General features: G+C 72.2%; 17 protein-coding genes. 6 read left to right on the forward strand and 11 right to left on the reverse strand.

Annotated features, from left to right (window positions below; genetic code table 11):
• Positions 1-185: 185 nt before the first annotated feature.
• Complete coding sequence (locus ACH4XV_RS01575; RefSeq protein ID WP_395786041.1) at positions 186-416, reverse strand: chaplin; 231 nt, start codon at positions 414-416, stop codon at positions 186-188.
• Between the two features lie 223 nt (positions 417-639).
• A complete protein-coding gene (locus tag ACH4XV_RS01580) occupies positions 640-1,968 on the reverse strand; it encodes a M20/M25/M40 family metallo-hydrolase (RefSeq protein ID WP_395786043.1) in 1,329 nt (442 codons plus the stop codon).
• A gap of 293 nt (positions 1,969-2,261) precedes the next feature.
• Here ACH4XV_RS01580 and ACH4XV_RS01585 point away from each other — a divergent pair, with 293 nt between their 5' ends.
• Together ACH4XV_RS01585 and ACH4XV_RS01590 are read left to right on the forward strand one after the other, a co-directional pair.
• The gene (locus ACH4XV_RS01585; protein ID WP_395786045.1) at positions 2,262-3,137 is read left to right on the forward strand and encodes a TIGR04222 domain-containing membrane protein; all 876 of its coding nucleotides are present in this window, start codon (positions 2,262-2,264) and stop codon (positions 3,135-3,137) included.
• A 340-nt stretch (positions 3,138-3,477) separates the two neighbouring features.
• Entirely contained in the window at positions 3,478-4,734 is a 1,257-nt protein-coding gene (locus ACH4XV_RS01590; RefSeq protein WP_395786047.1) for a class I SAM-dependent methyltransferase, read from the forward strand.
• A gap of 345 nt (positions 4,735-5,079) precedes the next feature.
• Here ACH4XV_RS01590 and mshC read toward each other — a convergent pair whose 3' ends face one another.
• The 4 genes from mshC to ACH4XV_RS01610 all read right to left on the reverse strand — a co-directional run bounded on the left by mshC (position 5,080) and on the right by ACH4XV_RS01610 (position 8,656).
• Complete coding sequence (gene mshC, locus ACH4XV_RS01595; protein WP_395786049.1) at positions 5,080-6,306, reverse strand: cysteine--1-D-myo-inosityl 2-amino-2-deoxy-alpha-D-glucopyranoside ligase; 1,227 nt, start codon at positions 6,304-6,306, stop codon at positions 5,080-5,082.
• A gap of 141 nt (positions 6,307-6,447) precedes the next feature.
• Positions 6,448-7,272 (reverse strand): SCO1664 family protein, encoded by an 825-nt coding sequence (locus tag ACH4XV_RS01600; protein ID WP_395786051.1) that lies wholly within the window; start codon positions 7,270-7,272, stop codon positions 6,448-6,450.
• Positions 7,269-7,838, reverse strand: coding sequence for a DUF3090 domain-containing protein (locus ACH4XV_RS01605; protein WP_078978035.1), 570 nt, complete (start codon positions 7,836-7,838; stop codon positions 7,269-7,271). Before ACH4XV_RS01605 ends, ACH4XV_RS01600 begins: the two co-directional genes overlap by 4 nt.
• 92 nt (positions 7,839-7,930) lie before the next feature.
• Complete coding sequence (locus ACH4XV_RS01610; protein WP_395786053.1) at positions 7,931-8,656, reverse strand: histidine phosphatase family protein; 726 nt, start codon at positions 8,654-8,656, stop codon at positions 7,931-7,933.
• A gap of 174 nt (positions 8,657-8,830) precedes the next feature.
• On the opposite strand from ACH4XV_RS01610, the gene corA reads away from it, so the two are divergent.
• Complete coding sequence (corA, locus tag ACH4XV_RS01615; protein ID WP_395786055.1) at positions 8,831-9,805, forward strand: magnesium/cobalt transporter CorA; 975 nt, start codon at positions 8,831-8,833, stop codon at positions 9,803-9,805.
• A 255-nt stretch (positions 9,806-10,060) separates the two neighbouring features.
• Positions 10,061-10,684, forward strand: a complete 624-nt coding sequence (locus ACH4XV_RS01620; RefSeq protein ID WP_201260899.1) for a hypothetical protein — start codon at positions 10,061-10,063, stop codon at positions 10,682-10,684.
• A 129-nt stretch (positions 10,685-10,813) separates the two neighbouring features.
• Here the strand turns inward: ACH4XV_RS01620 and ACH4XV_RS01625 are convergent, their stop codons facing one another.
• On the reverse strand, positions 10,814-11,863 hold the full coding sequence (locus tag ACH4XV_RS01625; protein ID WP_395786057.1) for an LLM class F420-dependent oxidoreductase: 1,050 nt from the start codon (positions 11,861-11,863) through the stop codon (positions 10,814-10,816).
• 209 nt (positions 11,864-12,072) lie between these two features.
• Between ACH4XV_RS01625 and ACH4XV_RS01630 the strand changes: the two genes are divergently transcribed.
• Positions 12,073-13,053 (forward strand): aldo/keto reductase, encoded by a 981-nt coding sequence (locus tag ACH4XV_RS01630; RefSeq protein WP_395786059.1) that lies wholly within the window; start codon positions 12,073-12,075, stop codon positions 13,051-13,053.
• Positions 13,054-13,092: 39 nt separating this feature from the next.
• Here ACH4XV_RS01630 and ACH4XV_RS01635 read toward each other — a convergent pair whose 3' ends face one another.
• Positions 13,093-13,713: a GNAT family N-acetyltransferase gene (locus tag ACH4XV_RS01635; RefSeq protein WP_395786061.1), complete on the reverse strand. Its 621-nt coding sequence runs from the start codon at positions 13,711-13,713 to the stop codon at positions 13,093-13,095.
• Between the two features lie 290 nt (positions 13,714-14,003).
• On the opposite strand from ACH4XV_RS01635, the gene ACH4XV_RS01640 reads away from it, so the two are divergent.
• Entirely contained in the window at positions 14,004-17,063 is a 3,060-nt protein-coding gene (locus tag ACH4XV_RS01640) for a helix-hairpin-helix domain-containing protein (protein ID WP_395786063.1), read from the forward strand.
• 42 nt (positions 17,064-17,105) lie between these two features.
• Here ACH4XV_RS01640 and ACH4XV_RS01645 read toward each other — a convergent pair whose 3' ends face one another.
• The 3 genes from ACH4XV_RS01645 to ACH4XV_RS01655 form a co-directional block, all read right to left on the reverse strand.
• A complete protein-coding gene (locus ACH4XV_RS01645) occupies positions 17,106-18,203 on the reverse strand; it encodes an ABC transporter ATP-binding protein (RefSeq protein ID WP_395786065.1) in 1,098 nt (365 codons plus the stop codon).
• 243 nt (positions 18,204-18,446) lie between these two features.
• On the reverse strand, positions 18,447-19,265 hold the full coding sequence (locus tag ACH4XV_RS01650; RefSeq protein ID WP_395786067.1) for an MOSC domain-containing protein: 819 nt from the start codon (positions 19,263-19,265) through the stop codon (positions 18,447-18,449).
• 142 nt (positions 19,266-19,407) lie between these two features.
• On the reverse strand, positions 19,408-19,926 hold the full coding sequence (locus ACH4XV_RS01655; RefSeq protein ID WP_201260900.1) for a DUF6643 family protein: 519 nt from the start codon (positions 19,924-19,926) through the stop codon (positions 19,408-19,410).
• Positions 19,927-20,042 lie beyond the last annotated feature (116 nt).

The raw sequence follows: 20,042 nt of genomic DNA on the forward strand, positions 1-20,042 counted from the left end.
CTTGCAACCGTGTTCCGATTGTTTTCGCCCGCACTTCGGCCCGGACGGGCGCTTGGCTGAACGAAGACGACCGTCGATGCGCCGACGCCGCCGGGCCCGGATGGGAGAGGGCGGAGCAGCGGGACGGCCCCGAGACCTTGGCGGTCCCGGGGCCGTCCACACGCCATCGAGGGCGTGGGCCTGGATCAGGCGTTGATGCAGGTGTTGCCGAACGTGGGGTTCAGGACACCGATGATGTCGATGCTGTTGCCGCACAGGTTGATCGGCACGTGGATCGGCACCTGGATGTTGTTGCCCGACAGCACACCGGGGGAGCCGACGGCCGCGCCGTCCGCCTCGGCGTTGGCCATGGCACCGCTGGCACCGGCGAGCACGAGACCACTGCCGGCCGCGACGATGAACGCGGCCTTGCCCATCTTCTTCATGATTCTTCCGTCCTCCTTGTAGACACCACGACGCGCATGCGCGCCGCACAAGAAGAAACGACCGGATCGGGCGCAGGCTACGTGCTCCACGAGGTATTCACTCGTTCGGGCCCGATGCCCGGGAAACCCCGGGCCGGCGGTCCCGACGGGCGCGCGGCACGGCTTCGGGAGTCCCCTCCCGGGCCCGGCCGCGCGCCCCCCGCTCGGCGGTGTCTCACGCGTTGTCGAGCAGGTGATCCAGCACCCGGACACCGAACTTCAGCCCGTCCACCGGGACCCGCTCGTCCACGCCGTGGAACATGCCCGCGAAGTCGAGGTCGGCCGGCAGCTTGAGCGGCGCGAACCCGAAGCAGCGGATGCCCAGATCGGCGAAGGACTTCGCGTCGGTGCCGCCCGACAGGCAGTACGGCACGGCGCGCGCGGCCGGGTCGTGCGCGCGAAGCGCGGCCGACATGGCCTCGACCAGGGCGCCGTCGAAGCCGGTCTCCAGGGCCTGGTCGGTGTGGATCGTCTCGCGGCGCACGCGCGGGCCCAGGACCGCGTCCAACTCGGCGTGGAACTCGTCCTCGAAGCCCGGCAGGAAGCGGCCGTCCAGGTGAGCGGTGGCCTGCCCGGGGATCACGTTGACCTTGTACCCGGCGTTCAGCATGGTCGGCTGCGCGGTGTTGCGGATGGTCGCGCCGATGATGCTCGCGATCGGGCCGAGCCGCTCGATGGTGGACTCTATGTCGTCCGGGTCGAGTTCGATGCCCAGCGCGTCGGAGACCTCGTCCAGGAACGCGCGCACCGTCTTGGTGACCCGGACCGGGAACTTGTGCCGTCCCACCCGGGCAACCGCCTCGGCCAGTTCGGTGATCGCGTTGTCCTTGGCGATCATCGAGCCGTGGCCGGCGGTGCCGTCCACGATCAGCCGCATCCAGTCCATGCCCTTCTGGGCGGTCTCGACCAGGTAGAGCCGCAGGTCCTCGTTGACCGTGAAGGAGAAGCCGCCGACCTCGCCGATCGCCTCGGTGACGCCCTCGAACAGGTCGGCGTGGTTGTTCACCAGGTGCCGGGCGCCGTACAGCCCGCCGGCCTCCTCGTCGGCCACGAAGGCGAGTACGACGTCGCGCGCGGGCGGCCGGCCGGACCGTACCCGGTCGCGCAGCACCGCGAGCACCATCGCGTCCATGTCCTTCATGTCGACCGCGCCGCGACCCCACACGCAGCCGTCGGCGATCTCGCCCGAGAACGGGTCGTGGGTCCAGTCGGCGGCGTTCGCCGGGACCACGTCGGTGTGGCCGTGGATCAGCAGGCCCGGCCGGGACCGGTCGGTGCCCTCGATCCGGACCACCGTGCTGGCCCGGCCGCGCTCGGATTCGTAGATCTTCGGCTCCAGGCCGACCTCGGCCAGCTTTTCGGCGACGTACTCCGCGGCGGCCCGTTCACCCGGCCCCGATCCGTCGCCGTAGTTGCTCGTGTCGATGCGAATCAGGTCGCGACACAGGTCGACGACCTCGTCTTCCGCGCGGGTGGTGGGCTGGGGACGGACAGCCTCCGTCATGACGGCTCCTCGGGGAAGGCGGAACGGCACGTGCGTACGGGTGTACCACCATCCTGCACCCGCGAGCGGATCCGACCGAGCCGGGGCACCGTTCTGACGATCAGTCAGTCGAGCGGGGCCGGTCGCGGGGCCGGTACGGGGCCGCCGGGCGAGCGTGTGGCGACCGCGCGGCGACGGTGCCCGCAACGTAGGGAGATGCCTCTGACCGGGAGGATCGGGCCACTGCTACCTTCCGGATCAGGGTGAACAAGCCGCACACACCCACGAGTCGGACCATCGGGAGGAGACGTCACATGAACGGCACGGCGTGGGGTCTGACGGGTCCCGAATTTCTCCGCCTCTACGGCGGGATCGCCCTCGGCCTCGTGGTCCTGGCGATCGTGTTGCGGATCGTGCTCGCCTGGGCGATCCGAGGCCAGGCGCCAAGCGGGTCGCTGGGCCCGTACGACGCGGCCTACCTGGCGGGCGGCCCGATGCGGGTCGCCGACACCGCCCTGGCGTCGCTGATCACCGAGGGCTACGTACACGTCCAGCGGGTCGGCCGGGTCACCGCAGCGACCGGATCGCGCCCGCCGGAGCCGGTGGCCGCGGCGATGCTGGACGTCGTCCGCACCACGCGCGGCACCCGACTCGCCCTGCTGCGAGGCTGGTCGCGCACTCCCATGCGGGAGCAGATCGAGCGCAGTCTGGTCGAACGCGGGCTGCTGCACTCGCCGCTCGCGCGTCGGATCGCCAAGACGCCGTCCCGGCTGCTGTTCGTGCTCGGACTGGTGGGCATCGCCCGCTTCGTCAACGGCCTGGCGCACAGCCGGCCGATCGGCTTCCTGGTCCCGATGATCGTGCTCACCTTCGTCTTCGCGGGGTTGACCGCCGCGGGCTTTCGGACCACCGCGGCGGGCCGCCGGGAGCTGCGCGAGCTGACCACACGGTTGCGGGCAGACCGCCGTTCCGGCGCCCTGGTCGGCGCGGGCGCGCTGTCCGGGCTGTTCGTGGTGGCCTGCCTCGGCATGGCCGCACACCCGGACCCGGACGCCCGGCTCGCGCTGGTCGCGTACGGCGGCTCCGGCAGCAGCGGTGGCGGCGGGGGCGGGGGCGACGGCGGCAGCAGCTGCAGTGGCGGGAGCAGTTGCGGCGGCGGCGGCTGTGGCGGTGGCGGCTGCGGGGGCTGAGCCCGCGCCCGCTCGACGATCGAAGAAGACCGGCTCCGCATCCTCGACTCCGGGATGCGGAGCCGACGCATGTCGGGCCGCCGCCGCGCGCCGCGCACAACGCTCCGCCGCGGCCGTCCGGGACGGGTTCTCCCGGCCCACGGCTGTCGCCGCCCGTTCCGGGAAGAGTGGGACTCGAATGGGAGTTCTACGAGTCGCCGTTCCTCCCGAGGCGGGCAGCCGTCGATCGGGTCGGCCCGAACCGGAGGGAGGCGCGGCGCGGACGGTCACGTCGCACCAACGGGGTGCGCGGCCGCGCGGCGTACCCGTGGTGCGGGCACGGGACTGGAGGGAGTCTGCGTTGAGTGTGATCGAGGTTGCCCCGACCCGGGTCGATCCGGTGCGCTGGCCCGATGTGGCAGAGGTGCCGCGTCGACCGCTGCGCGCCGCCGCGGCCCGCTTCCTGTTCGAACGAGCGGTGGCTCGGCTGCCGTTGCGGGTGTGGATCGACGGCGCGCTGCGCGGCGACGGGGACGCGAAGACGCCGGTGATGCGGATCGTGCGGCCGGACGCGTTCTTTCGTCGGGTGGGCACGGGTGGGCTGATCGGCTTCGGCGAGGCGTATCAGGCGGGCGACTGGGAGGCGGACGACCTGACCGCGGTGCTCACCGTGTTCGCCTCCCGGGTGAGCACGCTGATACCCCCGGCGCTCCAGCGACTTCGCCCCCTGGCGATACCGCGCCTGCCGCGTGCGCAGCGCAATACCGTGGCCGGCGCCAAGCGCAACATCCACCGGCACTACGACCTGTCGAACGAGTTGTTCGCCACCTTCCTGGACGAGACGATGGCCTACTCGTCGGCCGTCTTCGAACAGGGCCCGGACGGCGGACCGCGCGCCGACGAGGACGCGTTGCCCGAGGCCCAGCGGCGCAAGATCGACCGGCTGCTCGACCTGGCGGACGTCGGCCCCGGTACCCGGCTGCTGGAAATCGGTACCGGATGGGGCGAGTTGGCGCTGCGCGCGGCCGAGCGCGGGGCGGACGTACACACCATCACCATCTCGGCCGAACAGCGCGACCTGGCGGCGGCGCGGATCGCGAACGCGGGCCTGACCGATCGGGTCCGGGTCGAGTTGCGCGACTACCGCCACGTGAGCGGCAGTTACGACGCGATCGTCAGCGTGGAGATGATCGAGGCGGTGGGGGAGGAGTACTGGCCCACCTACTTCGCGGTGCTCGACCGACTGCTCGCGCCCGGGGGCCGGGTCGCGTTGCAGTCGATCACCATGCCGCACGACCGGATGCTGGCCAGCCGGGACACGTACACGTGGATCCACAAGTACATCTTCCCGGGCGGTCTGATCCCCTCCGACGACGCGGTGCGCAAGGCCGCCGCCGCGACCCGGCTGCGGGTCGCGGACAGCAGGTCGTACGGCCTGCACTACGCCGAGACGTTGCGGCTGTGGCGGGAGCGGTTCGACCGGCGCGCCGACGAGGTCGAGGCGTTGGGCTTCGACCACGTGTTCCGGCGCATGTGGGACTTGTACCTGTCCTGGTCGGAGGCGGGCTTCCGGTCCGGCTACCTGGACGTGCGGCAGTACCTGCTGATGGAGGCGTGAGCGCGAGAGGCGCGCGATCCGAGGGAGTTCCGCCTCGGGAAGCCCGGTTCGGGGGCAATGTCGGGGAATCGGGTCGGCGACTCCCTCGAAGTTTCCGCCGAAGATGAGGGCTTCCCCTGAAGTGCCGAGGGATTCCCGCGTGATCTGCTTATGACGCGGGCGAGGGGTCCGCTCCGATCGGCCGTCGCGGGGGTGTGGCCGGGCGGAGCGGACACCGACCCCGGGCCGGCGCCGGGCAGGTGCCGGTGATCCATGAAGGCCCCGAACGGCGAGTGCCGTTCGGGGCCTTCGTGGTTGTTCGGGCCGGTGCGGCTGTCGTGGCCGGCCGCCGTCGTCGGGTCGTGGTTACAGGGCCACGCCGAGGATCGCGTCCAAGGCCCGCGAGGCCACGCCCGGGGCGGACGTGTCCTCGCCGCCGTCGGCGAGTTGCCGCGCCGCCCAGGCGTCCATCGCGGCCAGCGCGCCCGGGGCGTCCAGGTCGTCGGCCATCCGTTCGCGGATCGCGGCGAGCAGTTCGGTGGTGTCCGGCCCGTCGGGGCGGCCCACCGCCGCGCGCCACGCGGCCAGCCGTGCCTCGGCCTCGGCGAGGACCGTGTCGGTCCACTCCCAGTCGCTGCGGTAGTGATGGGCCAGCAGGGCCAGACGGATCGCCATCGGGTCCACGCCCTCGCGGCGCAGCTTGGAGACGAACACCAGGTTGCCGCGCGACTTGGACATCTTCTCGCCGTCCAGCGCGACCATGCCCGCGTGCACGTACGCCTTCGCGTACGGCACCTCGCCGGTGACCACGTGCGCGTGCGAGGCGCCCATCTCGTGATGCGGGAAGATCAGGTCGCTGCCGCCGCCCTGGACGTCGAAGCCCATGCCCAGGTACTTCAGCGCGATCGCCACACACTCGATGTGCCAACCGGGGCGCCCCGCGCCGAAGGAGGCGTCCCAGGACGGTTCGCCCGGCCGCGCCGCACGCCAGAGCAGCGGGTCGAGCGGGTCCTTCTTGCCGATCCGCTCGGGGTCGCCGCCGCGCTCGCCGAAGATCTCCAGCATCCGGGCGGCGGTGTATCCGGACACGCCGCCGAAGCGCTCGTCCGACACGATCGAGAAGTAGATGTCGCCGTCGACCGAGTAGGCCGCCTCCTTGGCGAGCAGGTCCTCGATCAGCGGCACGATCAGCGGGATCGCCTCGACCACGCCGATGTAGTTCGCCGGCGGCAGCACCCGCAGCGACGCCATGTCCTCGCGGAACAGCGCGGTCTCGCGCTCCGCCAATTCGACCCAGTCGACGCCGTCGCGTACGGCCCGCTCCAGGAGGGGGTCGTCCACGTCGGTGACGTTCTGCACGTAGTCCACGGTGTGGCCGGCATCCCGCCAGACCCGCTGGAGCAGGTCGAAGGCGACATACGTGGCCGCGTGGCCCATGTGGGTCGCGTCGTACGGCGTGATGCCGCACACGTACAACCGCGCGACCGGTCCCGGGGTGACCGTCACCAGCTCGTGCACGGAACTGTCGTGCACGCGCAGGGACGCACCCTGACCAGGGAGAACGGGGAGCTCGGGTGCAGGCCAGGCATACATACGTATGAGCCTAACGTCCGCGGGGGGTGAAGATCTTCCAGGGTTGGCAGACGAATTTCCGCGTCTTTACCCGCGCCCGGGGCGCGTCGGCCGGTGCCGTCGCCCGGGAACGCCCGGTCGACTCGTGAATTTCATGTCACGTCAGATCGGCGGCCACGGAATCACATGCCGGCGGCCGTCCGGCTTCGGCAGCCGGCCCTCGGCGAGCAGAACTCTCACCCGTTCGCGGGTGGCCTCGACCTCGTCCGGCGTAATCAGCTCGCCCAGACGCACACCCAGCGCGCCGTCCAACTCCTCGGCGAGCGAGGTCAGCGCGGCGCGCGCGGAGGCCGGCAGCGGCTCGCCCGCCCAACCCCACAGGAGGGTGCGGAGTTTGTCCTCGACGTGGAAGCAGATGCCGTGATCGATTCCGTACACGTGGCCGGCCGGGCCGGGCAGGAGGTGGCCGCCCTTGCGGTCGGCGTTGTTGACCACCGCGTCGAACACGGCGATGCGCTGCAGTACGTCACCGGCGGCGTGCACGAGCAGGGCGGGCTGCTCCTTGCCCTGTTCGTCGGGGACGACCACGTGCGCGATCGGCTTCCAGGCCGGTCCGGGGTCGACCGCCGGCAGGATCGCGACCGGCTCGGGTTCGTCGTCCGCCCGCTTGTGGTCGATCCACAACTGGCACATGCCCGCGCCGTACGGGCCCTCCCGGAACACCGTGGTCGGCACGATGTCCCAGCCCAGCGCCTCGGACACCTCGTACGCCGCCACCTCGCGCCCCGCGAGCGTGCCGTCGGGGAAGTCCCACAGCGGACGCTCGCCCGCGACCGGCTTCCACACACACGGCAGCGACACGCCGTCGAGCGTCGCGACGCAGTACAGCGTGGCGTTCGAGGCGTCCTCCAGGCGCGCCTGCACCGTCAGCTCACCCCGGCGCAACAGCTCCGGGACGGCGGCGGCGTCGAGGACCGTGTCGGTCAACGCCGGTACCCGTTGGCGCGCGGGCAGATGTGGCCCTCGGCGTCCATCGGCAGCCCGCAGAAGGGACACGCCGGCCGCCCGGCCGCGACCACGAGCAGCGCGCGCTTCGCGAACGCCCGGGCCTGACCGCCGGTGAGCCGCACCCGGAGCAGCGGCGGGCCGTCCTCGTCGTCGTCGTCGCCGAGCAGGGTGTCCTCGGGGGAGTCGTCGTCGGGGACCTGGGCCTGCGCCTCGACCACGAGTCGTTCGTCGTCGGCGTCCCACGCCAGGGCCATCGTGCCGACCCGGAACTCCTCCAGGATCGGCGGCAACAGCGGTCCGGAGTCCTCCAGTTCGGCGGGCGTCACGGCCGGTACGGCGGTCTCGCCCCCGGTGCGGCGCACCAACTCGTCGAGGAGTTCGTCGACACGTTCGGCCAGGACGGACACCTGCGTCTTCTCCAGCGCGACGCTCGTCACGCGGCCGGCGGCGGAGGCCTGGAGGAAGAAGGTTCGCTGGCCGGGTTCACCCACGGTGCCGGCGACGAAACGGTCCGGGGGGTCGTACAGGAAGACCTGGCGGGGCACGATCTGCTCCGTGTTTCTGTCGAGAGCTGGACGGGTGGTCGATCGGGTCGGTCGGCCAGGGCGCGCGGGGGGAGCGCGCCCTCCGAAGAACCCTACGGCGCGCCGGCTCCGCCGCCCACCACCGCGTCGCCGGACGCCGGCCCGTGCCGTCCGTCGGGCGGCGGCAGCAGGCCGGCCACCGAGCCGCCGGTGTCGTTGAGGCGGCCGACGGTCGGCCGGTGGGTACCGTACGTGATCACCGTGAGCGAGCACGGATCCACCTGGATCCGCTGGAACAGGTCCAGGTGCATCCCGAGCGCGTCCGCGACCAGCGCCTTGATCACGTCGCCGTGCGAGCAGACCAGGTACATCGCGTCGGGTCCGTGCTCGGCGGCGATGCGCTCGTTCCAGTCGCGGACCGCGTCCACCGCGCGGGCCTGGGTGGTCCGCAGCGCCTCGCCGCCCGGGCCGGGGAAGGTGACCGCGCTCGGGTGCGTCTGCACGGTCTGCCACAGCGGGTCCTCGGCGAGCTTCTTCAGCTCCTGCCCGGTCCAGTCGCCGTAGCGGCACTCGCCGACCCGCTCGTCGACCTGCGCGCCCGCGTCGAGCGCGAACTTGGTCCCGAGCCGGGCCGTCAGCACCGCCTCCGAGGTCTGCCGGCAGCGCTCCAGCGGGCTGGTCACCACCGCCGCGAGCGGCACCTCGGCGATCCGCGCCGCCAGCGCGGCGGCCTGTTCCTCGCCCCGGTCGTCCAGGAACACCCCCGGCGTCCAACCGGCGAGGACTCCGGAGGAGTTGGCCGTGGTCCGTCCGTGCCGAACAAAGAGCACCGTCGTCATGAGGCCAAGCCTATGTCGGGGTGGTGCGGGCGCCGTGCGCGAGGCGTGCGTGAGGGGCGGATGGAACGTGGGTGGGGTGTGGGTGGGCCGCGGCCGGAGTGTGGGTGGGGCGGGGCCGGTGCGGTGGTGGGTCGAGCCGCGTCGGTCGGGCGCGCGAGCCGGCAAACTGGCCGGGTGATCGTCGACTGCGCCATCTACACGAACGGCCGCCGGACCGAAGGGCCCTCCGACTTCTCCGACGCGCTGGACGAGGCTCGACGGGTCGGTGACTCGTTCCTGTGGATCGGGCTGCACGAGCCGACGCCGAGCGAGTTCGACCTGGTCACGAGCGAGTTCGGGCTGCACCCGCTGGCGGTCGAGGACGCGTTGCACGCGCACCAGCGGCCCAAGCTGGAGACCTACGACGACTCGATCTTCCTGGTCCTGAAGACGCTCCACTACTACGACGAGACGTCGTCGGTGGAGACCGGCGAGCTGATGATGTTCATCGGCGACTCGTTCGTGGTGACCGTTCGGCACGGTCCGGGCGCGGAGCTGAAGTCGGTGCGCCGCCGGGTGGAAAAGCAGCCCAAGCTGCTCAAGCACGGCCCCGGCGCGGTGATGTACGCGGTCGCCGACGCGGTCGTGGACACCTATCTCGCCATCGCCGGCGAGTTGGAGACCGACCTGGAGGAGCTGGAGGCGCGGGTCTTCTCGCCGAGTCGGGAGAACGACGCCGAGGCGATCTACCTGCTCAAGCGCGAGGTCCTGGAGTGCCGGCGCGCCGCGCTGCCGCTGATCGAGCCGATACGGCGGCTGGCCACGTCCGAGATCGCCTTCGTCCCGGCCGACACCCGGCCGTTCTTCCGGGACGTGGCCGACCACGTGACCAGGGTCACCGAACAGATCGAGTCGTTCGACCGGTTGTTGTCGGATGTCCTGGGCGCGCACCTCGCGCAGGTGGGCGTGCGGCAGAACGAGGACATGCGCAAGATCTCCGCGTGGGCGGCGATCTTCGCGGTGCCGACGATGATCGCGGGCGTGTACGGGATGAACTTCGAGCACATGCCGGAGCTGAAGTCGGTGTGGGGGTATCCGGGGGCGGTGGCGCTGATGGTGCTGTCGTGTGTGGGGTTGCATCGCATGTTCCGGCGGAGCGGGTGGTTGTAGGGGCCGCGTCGGTTCCGTGTGCGGTCGCCGCCGGGCCGGTTTCGGTTGCCGGCGCGTCCGGGGCTCCGGTCCCGCCGGCGTGTCCTTTGTCGGGTGTGGTCGTTGAACTCGGTACCGGCCGTGGCGGGGACGCACTGGACTCCCCCGCCGCGGCCTGATTTCGTTCCGTGAGCGATCAAGCGGTGGACGCCGGCACCGCCCACGCCGGACTCTCGTAGGCTTCTGCTTGTACAGACGCGGCGGAAGCAGGTGGGGATGTTCGGCAAGTCGGGCAGGCAGCGCACATCGGGGACGCGCCCGGCCCAGGTTCCGGGGGCCGGAGCCGCCGGGGCCGACTGGTCCGCGCACACCCAGCTGGAGGACGCGGTGCGGTCCTACCTGCTGCACCCGGACGTGGCGATGGAGGCCCTGGGCTCGGTGCTGGGCCGCCGTCCGGTGCGCGGGTTCACGCTCGAACGGGTCGTGGACATCAACGCGAACGGCACCTCGGTCTGGCAGGAGGCGGCGGTCTGCGACGACCGGCGCCTGGTGTTGTGGCACAGCGAGGACATGACCGACCCGTCCGCGCCCGGCGGCACGGTGCTGGATTCCTCCGTGCAGGTGATTCCGCTCGGCTCGGTCTCGCACGTCGGGATACGCACCCTGGTGGGCACCGACAACGACGGGCGGCGGCAACTGCGCGGCGCGTTCGTGTTCCTGGCCACACCGACGCTGCAGGAGGTGGCGACGGTGCGCGGGGAGGACGGCGCGTCGACGGGGCGCTTCCGGCAGGAGGCGTACCGGTTCAGCAAGTCGTTGGAGGACGGCGGGCCGGGGCAGATCCGCCGGCTGTTGGAGTTCGCCGAGGTGGTCGCGGCGCGGGTGCCGGGGCCGCGCTGAGGGTGTGGGCGCGGGTGGGGGCTTCGGGTGCTCCCGGTGCCTCCGGCGCTCCGGGCGCGGCGTGATCCGACGTGCGGCGGGCCCGAGGTGCGTCGGGCCCGCCGTCGTGTCGGGAGCCGGTGGCTCGGGTCAGGAGCCGGTGCCGGAGAGGTCCAGCGCCTCGGCGGCCAGACGCAGCGCCGCCACGCGTTCGTCGAGGGTGCTGCCGTTGGGCGCGATGGTCAGGGTGGTCACGCCGGTGCCGGCGTAGGCCTGCATACGCTCCGCGATCCGCTCCCGGCCGCCGAGCAGGCTGGTCTTGTCGATGAAGTCGTACGGGACGGCCGCGCCCGCGCCCGCGTAGTCCTTCGCCAGGAACCTGTCCTGGATCTCCTTGGCCTCCGCCTCGTAGCCCATGCGGACCGCGAGCCGGTTGTAGAAGTTCTGGTCCCGGCTGCCCATCCCGCCGACGTACAACGCGGCGTAGCCGCGCACCTGTTCGGCCGCCTGCCGAGGGTCGTCGCCGACCACGAGCGGGACGGTCGGCACGACGTCGAAGTCGGTCATCGCCAGGCCGGCCTTCTCCCGGCCGGCGCGGATGTGTACGAGCGACTCCTCGGCGTGCTCCGGGGCGTAGAAGACGCCCAGCCAGCCGTCGGCGATCTCGCCGGTCAGCTCCAGGTTTTTCGGCCCCACGGCGGCGATGTAGAGCGGGATGTGCTCGCGCACCGGGTGCACGGTGAGCTTGAGCGGCTTGCCCGGGCCGCCGGGCAGCGGCAGGGTCCAGTTGGCGCCCTCGTGGGCGACTCGCTCGCGGCGCATCGCCTTGCGGATCACCTCGACGTACTCGCGGGTGCGGGCGAGCGGCTTGTCGAACTTGACCCCGTACCAGCCCTCGGACACCTGCGGCCCGGACACGCCCAGGCCGAGCCGGAACCGGCCGCCGGAGAGCACGTCGAGCGTCGCGGCGGTCATCGCGGTCATGGTCGGCGTCCGGGCCGGGATCTGGAAGATCGCCGAGCCGACGTCGATCCGGGTGGTCTGCGCCGCGACCCAGGACAGCACGGTGGCCGCGTCCGAGCCGTAGGCCTCCGCGGCCCAGCAGACCGCGTAGCCGAGCCGATCGGCCTCCTGGGCGACCGCCAGATTGTCGGCGTCGTTGCCGGCGCCGAAGTAGCCGAGGTTGATTCCGAGTCGCATCTCCGCGGACCCCCTGTTCGACGTCTGTCCGACGTCCGTCTCACGCCCGGACGGCGTTCGTCCGGCGTTCGTCCGACTGGTTGGCGGTACCTGATACCTCGGCCGACCCTACCGCGTGACCTACCCGTCGGTAACCTGTCTCGCCGGCATACCGCCGAACGGCCCCGCCAACGGCGGCGCGGGGGAGGGAACGGCTAGTCTCCGGTGCCATGGAGCAGCGACATCTCGGCCGCACCGGCCTGCGGGTCTCCCGCATGGGGCTGGGCACCATGACGTGGGGACGAGACACCGACGAGCACGACGCGGCCGACCAGATGAAGGCATATCTGGACGCCGGCGGGAACCTCGTGGACACCGCCGACGTATACGCCGACGGCGAGGCCGAGTACATGATCGGCCGCCTCCTCGACGGGTACATCCCGCGCTCGGAGCTGGTGATCGCGACCAAGGCCGCGAGCGTGCCGTACAGCGAGCGCCGCTTCGACGGCTCGCGCGGCCACCTGCTCCAGGCGCTCGACCACTCGCTGGCCCGCCTCGGCACGGACCATGTCGACCTGTGGCAGTTGCACGCGTACGACCCGTCGACGCCGCTGGAGGAGACCCTGCACGCGCTCGACCTGGCGGTCACCAGCGGGCGGGCCAGGTATGTCGGGGTGTCCAACTTCTCCGGCTGGCAACTGGCGAAGGCGGCCACGTGGCAGTCGGCGGCCCCCGGCCGGGTGGTCGTGGCCAGCACGCAGGTGGAGTACTCGCTGCTGCAACGCGGCATCGAACGCGAGGTCCTGCCGGCGGCCCTGGACCTGGGCGTCGGCCTGCTCCCGTGGTCGCCGCTGGGGCGCGGGGTGCTGACGGGGAAGTATCGCCACGCCATGCCGGCCGACTCCCGGGGCGCCTCCGCCCACATGGGCCCCTTCGTCGCCCCGTACCTGGACGACCACTCCCGCCGCATCGTCGACGCGCTGGCCACCGCCGCCGACGGCTTGGGCGCGGCCCCGATCGAGGTGGCCCTGGCCTGGGTCCGCGACCGACCGGGCGTGGTCGCACCGATCGTGGGCGCCCGCAACGCCGGCCAGCTCCGCGCGTCGTTGGCAGCGGAGTCCGTGACGCTTCCGACCGAGATCCGGAACGCGTTGGAGGACGTCTCCCAGCCGATGACGGGTTACCCGGACGATTCGTGGAGCCAGGCCTAGGCGGGGGCGTCGGTGGTCTCCGATGGGGCCGCGGCGGGCTCATACTCGGGTTTCGAGCACCTGGCCCGGCCAGAAGGATCCGTTCGCGCGCAGTACCTCGAACTCCAGGGTCGGGGTGAAGCCGAGCCTCTCGTAGTCGTGCACGAGCCAACCGTCCTCGCCGCTCCAAGAGTGCGTGCGGAGCAGCCGTATGCCGCGCCGGGCGGCTTCGGCCCGGGCGTCGGCGACCAGGGCCGCGATGTCGAGATCCCAGTGCCTCACGTCGCTGACCGGGAGGTACAGGTATAGCTCGGGCTCGTCGGACGGCGGAATGAACTCCGGGGCCTCGTCGATCGGTACGGAGCCGCCGGTGACGCGGCCCGACGGGTGCCGGCAGATTCGCGTTCGGCCGGCGCGGGTGTGGCGTAGTACCTGTTTGACGATCGGCGGGGGTTCCTCCCACCCCAGGGTTTCGGGCAGGTCGACGTAGCGCGTCGGGAGCAGCCAGGTGGTGTGCTCGTGGAGCATCGAGACGAAGTCCGATACGTCGTCGAGGCTGCCTTGGGTGACCTTGATGTCGATCAGGGTGTCCTTCCCGCGCTCCGGTGCCTTGGCGGGCGGTGGGCACGGTATTGCCGGGCGCCGACAGAGGCGGGCTGCGGGGGCCGCATGGCCGGCCATCGAGGGTGCGTTCGGTGCAGCCGGTGGTCGGTGGTGTGGCTGCCGGCTGTCGGTCGGTCCTGGTTGGTTGGGGGTGCGGGGGTGTGGTGGCCGGTGTTCGGGGGCGCGCCGGTCGGGGGTTTCGCTGGATCGGGTGGGTCGAGGGGGGCGGCTTCGGTGCGGCGGAAGGTGTCGGACGGCCGGGTACGGCAGTTTGGGACCATCGATTCCGGCGAGGGTCGGTGACACCGGCGCGGCCGGTTGTGTGTCGGGGTGTTCGAGCGGACGAGTGTGGGTCGGGTGTGGCTGACGTGAGTGTGGGCGGTGCGGGCGGCGTGAACGGCGGCGGTGCGGGAGCCGATCCGGAGGATGTGACCGAGCATCGGGCCGGGGCCGACCCCGGGGCCACGGCGACCCGGGCCGGCTCCGAGCACGGGCTGTCGGATCCGGAGCCCGAACCGTCGGACGCCCGGGACAGCCGACCCAAGGCCGACCCGGTGGCGCTCCTGCGCGACCAACTCGCGAGGTTGGCTCGCGGCGAGGCCCCCGAGGTCGTCGGCGGCGTGGCGCACATCGAGACCGCCGACCCGAACCACGCCGAGCGTGTCCGCCGCCGCACCACGCTGGCCGCTGAAGCGGCCGAGGCCGAGGCCGCCGCGATTGCCGCCGCCGAGGCAAAAGCGCAGGCCGCCGCCGAGGCAAAAGCGGAGGCCGCCGCCGAGGCTGCGGCGGCGGTCGAGCAGGGCAGTGGCGAGGAGGCCCGCGGCGAGGGGGCTTCGGCCGACTCGGCGGCTGCGGAGGACTTGGCGCCTGCTTCCTCGTCGACGGACGAAGAGGCCCGCCGTGAGGTCGAGGCCGGTGACGACGCGCCACCCCGTGGGGAGACGGAGGCCGGTGGCGAAGCGCCGCCCCATGGGGGCACCCGGCGTGCCCCTCGGCGCGTCCGCGACCTGGACCTCCCGCCGGAGCCGGACAGTGAGGGCGCCGCTGTCGAATCGGCCCCTGTCGACGCTTCGCCAAGCCCGGCCATCGGCGATGTGGCCACGACCGAGCCGGCTGACGAGGACGCGGAGGCCGAGACCCCGGACGGCACCGCTCTCGTCGCTCAGCCGTCGGAGCCGGTGGGCGGTCCGACGAACCCGGCCGGCAGCGGTGACGCGCCACGCTCGGCCGATGAGAGCGCGGTCCGACCGCCGACCGCCGCCGACACGATGGCCGCGACGCCGAAGCCCGCCGACGAGGGCGTCGCCGCCGACGGCCCGGCGGATTCCGTCGGCGATCCGGATCGGGGCCCCGAGGGCGCCGCGCGCGGCGATCGGGATCGGGCAGCGGAGGCGACGTCACTTCGTCCCGAGGCTGCGCGCGGCGCCGACGCCGGTACCGAGGACGCTTCCCCCGGCGTGGACACCGAGAGCGATGCTGTCGCCGCGTCGGACGGCGACGGCGATGGGCCGGGCCTTGTGAGGGGCGGTGATGCCCTCGCTTGCGGTGATGACGGCGGCAGGTCCCCGCTTGTGGGCGAGAGCGGTACGCCCGCGAGGCCGGGCGTTGCCGACAGCGGTGGGCGCGAGCGTGGGGCCTGGGGGCGCCCCGGTGTCGGGGGTGCCTCCGACCCGGGGGTGGGGGAGGTGGAGCGGCGGCCGTTCGGTGTTGTGGTTGCCGATGTTGCTCGGCTGCTGGGGGCTGCCGGGGCTCCCGAGGGGATGGCTCCCCAGGTGGTTGCCGCGCTGGGGAGCGAGGCGGCGGAGTTGTTGGCCGGTGATCCGTGGGCGTTGCTCGGCGTGGCGGGGATCGCGCCGCAGCAGGCCGACCTGTTCGCGCGTGGGGCGTTGGGTACCGCGTGGGCCGCCGACGATCCTCGGCGGGTGCGGGCGATTGTGCTCTGGCTGCTTCGCCGGGCCGCTCGCCAGGGGGATACCGCGATCGAGGCCGATGCCGTTCGGGCCGCGCTCGGGCACTTCGAGGTGGGTGAGCCCGACACCGCGTTGCGCGCCATATTGGCCGAGGGCCGGGTGATGGCTTTCGCCGCCGTACCCGCTGCCTCCGCCGAGGCAGGTGGCGAGGAGGGCGGCGACTTCGACGAAACGGACGACGGCGAAGGCGACTTCGAGGCCGACTTCGAGGAGCCCGACGAACTCGCCGCCGTCGGTGGCGTGCTGCTCGCACTGGACGACTACGCCCTCGCCGAGGAGGCCATCGCCGAGGCGGTCGTGCGGCTGATGTCGACGGTCGAGCCCTGGCCGGAGTTCGGCGACGGCAAGCTGGATCGGGCGCTGGCTTCGACCGGCGTCGTGCTCTACGCCGCGGGCCCCGGTGAGGAGCCGCCCGCCGCGATCTCGGCCGTCGTCGCGAAGGCTCGGGCGGCCGGACTTCGGGTCACCGTGGTCGTCCCGACGCTCGACGGCCGGGATCGCCTCGGCGCCGGTGCCGTCGGTCTGGGTGAGTTGGCCGCGATGGAACGTGGCCAGGACGGCACCCTCGAACTCGACCTCCTCGTCGTCACGGACGCGACCCTGCTCGACGTCACCGCCGCGGCGGCGATTTTCGAGGCGGTTCCCGACGGCGCCAGGCTCCTGCTGGCCGGTGACCCGGCCGGACTCGAATCGACCGGCCCGGGACGGGTGTTCACCGACCTGGCCGCCACCGGCGCGATCCGTGCGCTGGTCGCGCCGAACGTCCCGGACGGACCCCTCGAAGCACTCGCCGACGGCATCCGGGACGGCCGGCTGCCACCGATCCAGGATCCCGAGCGCCGCGTCGTACTGATCCCCGCCCGCACCGGCGAGGAAGCCGCCCACCGCTGCGCCCAGTTGGTGGCCGACTCGATTCCGAGGGCGATCGGCATCGCGGCTCGGGATGTGCTGGTCGTCGCTCCCCTGGCCACGGGGCCCGCCGGCGCGAACGCGCTCAACGCCGCCCTCAAGGCCCGGCTCAACCCGGGTCCCGGCGGTGGGAATTCGCCGACGCCGGGCGCCATCGACGTCGGCGACCGGGTGATCCGGGCCACGACAGAACCCAGTTGCGGGGTGGTCCAGGGGACCGTACGCGAACTCCTGCCCGACGGGCGGGCGGTCGTGGTCTTGGGGACGGCCGCACCGGAGGCGGTACCTCCGACGGAGCTTCGCCACGGCTGGGCCTTGACGGCCCGTCAATCCCTGGGCGTGCGGCGCCCGGCCGCGGTGGTCGTACTGCCCGCCGAGGGCGCCGACGCCTACACCAGGGCCCTCATGTACACGCTCGTCACGCGAGGCGAGCGCCACGTCTCGATCGTGCACGCGGCCGGCCCGGCCCTCGCCGCCGCGGTGGCCGCCGACCCGACCCGGCAGCGAACCACCCACCTGCGGCAGGCGTTCGGGGAGGCGGCCGGCTGAGGGGCCCTCGGCGCCCGGGCTCGGCGAGCCCGGGCGGGGAGTTCAGTCGGCGAGGCGTTCGCCGGTGGACTTCGAGAACTTGTGGATCTCGTCGATGCGTGGGGTCACCCGCAGCGTCTCGCCCTTGTGCGGCACCCGGTTGCCGGGCACCCGGACGACCAGGGGCGCGGGCGAGCCGTCGACCCGGGCGGTGCCGTATACGTAGGCGTCGGAGCCCAGTTCCTCGACCACGTCCACGGTGACGGGCAGGCCGTCGGCATCGGAGTCGGAGGTGACCTCCAAGTGCTCCGGGCGGATTCCGACCGTGATCCGCTCGGCCTTCTCGGCGCGGGCCGTGTCCAGCGCCTCGCGGGTGAGCGGGATCGGGGCGTCGCCGAACCGGAAGCCTTCCTCGGTCAGTTCGGTGTCGATCAGGTTCATCGACGGCGAGCCGATGAAGCCGGCCACGAATACGTTGTTCGGGTGCTCGTACATCCGGCGCGGGGTGTCGACCTGTTGGAGGATGCCGTCGCGGAGTACGGCGACGCGGTCGCCCATGGTCATCGCCTCGACCTGGTCGTGTGTCACGTAGACCGTGGTGGTGCCCAACCGCCTTTGCAGGCCCGCGATTTGGATGCGGGTCTGGACGCGGAGCTTGGCGTCGAGGTTGGACAGCGGCTCGTCCATCAGGAATACGCGCGGTTCGCGGACGATCGCGCGGCCCATCGCGACGCGTTGACGCTGACCGCCGGAGAGCGCCTTCGGTTTGCGGTCGAGATATTCTGTGAGGTCGAGGATCTTCGCGGCCTCGGTGACGCGTCGGGCGATCTCATCCTTCGGCCGATGTGCGATCTTGAGCGCGAAGGCCATGTTCTCGGCCACCGACATGTGCGGGTAGAGCGCGTAGTTCTGGAACACCATCGCGATGTCGCGGTCCTTGGGTTCGAGGTTGGTGACATCGCGGTCGCCGATGCGGATCGTGCCCGAGTTCACGTCCTCCAGGCCCGCGAGCATGCGCAGGGCGGTGCTCTTCCCGGAGCCGGACGGGCCGACCAGGACGAGGAATTCACCGTCGCCGATCTCCAGCGAGAGCTGGTCGACGGCGGGCTTGTCGCCCTTGGTGTACCGGCGGGTGGCCCGGTCGAACGTGACGGTAGCCATGGAGTCGCGCCCCTCACCCGGCAGGAACGTGCCGGACGGTCCTAGGTAGTGGGGGTATCAGCGTGTCGGGGGAGCGGGGGTGTGGGGTCGGGGCGCGCGGACGATGTCACCCGCGTGAGTGACGCCGGTGCGCCGGGTGGCGGGGTCGGCCGGACCCGCGCGGTCCGTACCCACCGCGCCCGCGACGACCCTCGTATCGGCCCCTCGCAGGCGCGAGAATCGGCCGGCCGCGCCGAGGTCCGGTCAGTCCGTTTCGAGGACTTCGAAGGTGTCGCCCACGTGGAGGATGCCGGTGGTGTGGGCGGGGAGTTCGGGGACCAGGTTCTGGCCGAAGACCAGCTTCGTACCGAAGCGGCGGTGCTTGCCCAAGGCCCGGAGCGGTTCGGGGCCGCGTTCGCCGGTCCGCTGGTCGGTGGTGGTGATGACGCAGCGGGAACACGGCTTGACCACGCGGAAGACGACGTCGCCGATCCGGATCCGACGCCAGTGGTCCTCGGCCCACGCCTCGGGTTCGTCGATGGCCACGTTGGGGCGGAAACGGTTCATCGGCAGTGGGGACTCGACGAGACCGTTCAGCGCTTCGAGTGAACCCGTCGTGGTCAGGAGCAGCGGAAAGCCGTCCGCGAAGCTCACTCGATCGGATGAGTCCGCGTACTTCTGATCGGGCATCCGTCGGGTCGGGTCGTCCAGGTGGACGAGCCGCACGTCGATGCCCAGCACCTTCCCGAACCACGTGTGCGCGTCGTCCGGGCCCACGGCGGCCTCGACCTCGTCGTTCCAGACCGTCACCGGCACGAGCCGGACCTCGGCGGGCGGCTCGACCCGGAGTTCGTCCATCGCGGGCGCACGGACGACCAGTCGTCCGCCGTCCTCCTGACGTACCGTCACGGTCGCGAGCAGGGGCTGCTTGCGCTGGCTGAGAAACCGTCCGGTGGTGTCCACCAACATCCAACGCCGGTCCCCGGCAAGGCCCCACGGCTCGACCACGGCCTCGGAGAGGTCGATGCCACGCGTGGACTTGATCGGGTACAGGTGCAGGGAGGCGAGGTGGCGGTGGTGCATGGCTTCACTGTTGCACGCCGGCCCGGGAGGGCCGACGGCGGCTCGGCGCGGCGCCTCGGCTCGGGGACGGCCACGCGGGACGTACGGGTATGACGACTCTCGGTTCTCGACCTCGCTCGGGCCTGCGCTCGGCGGCGTTCGCTCAGTAACGGGGCGGGAATTGGCCCGGCTCGCCCATGTTCGGCACACGCGGCGCGGGAACCTGCGGCGGCTGGACGTACTGCGCGGCGTACTGCCCGGCGCCCGGCTGCGACTGGTGCACGGCCGGCTGCGGAGCCTGCGGCGCGGCCGGGGCCATCGACGCGTAGCCCGACATGGGCGCGTTGTTGTACTGACCGCCCCCGTACTGCGGAGCGCCACCGTACTGCGCGGGCACCGGCAGCGGCGCGGGCAGCGCGGGCATCGGCGCGGGCGCGTTGTAGCCGTAGCCCGGGGTCGACGAGCCGTACGCGGGCGCGGGCGACGAGTACGAGGAGGGCAGCGCCGGGAGGGCGGGGAGCGCCGGTCGTTCGCCGAAGAGCGGGTGCATGGCGAAGTCCGGGAGGGGCACGTTGAAGGGGCCGATCTCCGGCCGGCCCCGTTCGGCCACCAGCCGGTCGTAGATCGGGGTCTCCGAATACGGCGAGTAGATGCCGCCGTCATAGGCGCGAGCCGAGGTCATGGCCGATAAGGTACGCGATTCGCGGCGCTTGCGAACCCCCTGGGTCGTGACGAATTTCAGCGGGTTGCGTCTGAACTTCGTCAAGGCTTGCCAATAGCGCGAGCCGGGGTGCCTCC

This window comes from Embleya sp. NPDC020630 (assembly GCF_044334985.1).
In the GTDB taxonomy this organism is placed as follows: domain Bacteria; phylum Actinomycetota; class Actinomycetes; order Streptomycetales; family Streptomycetaceae; genus Embleya.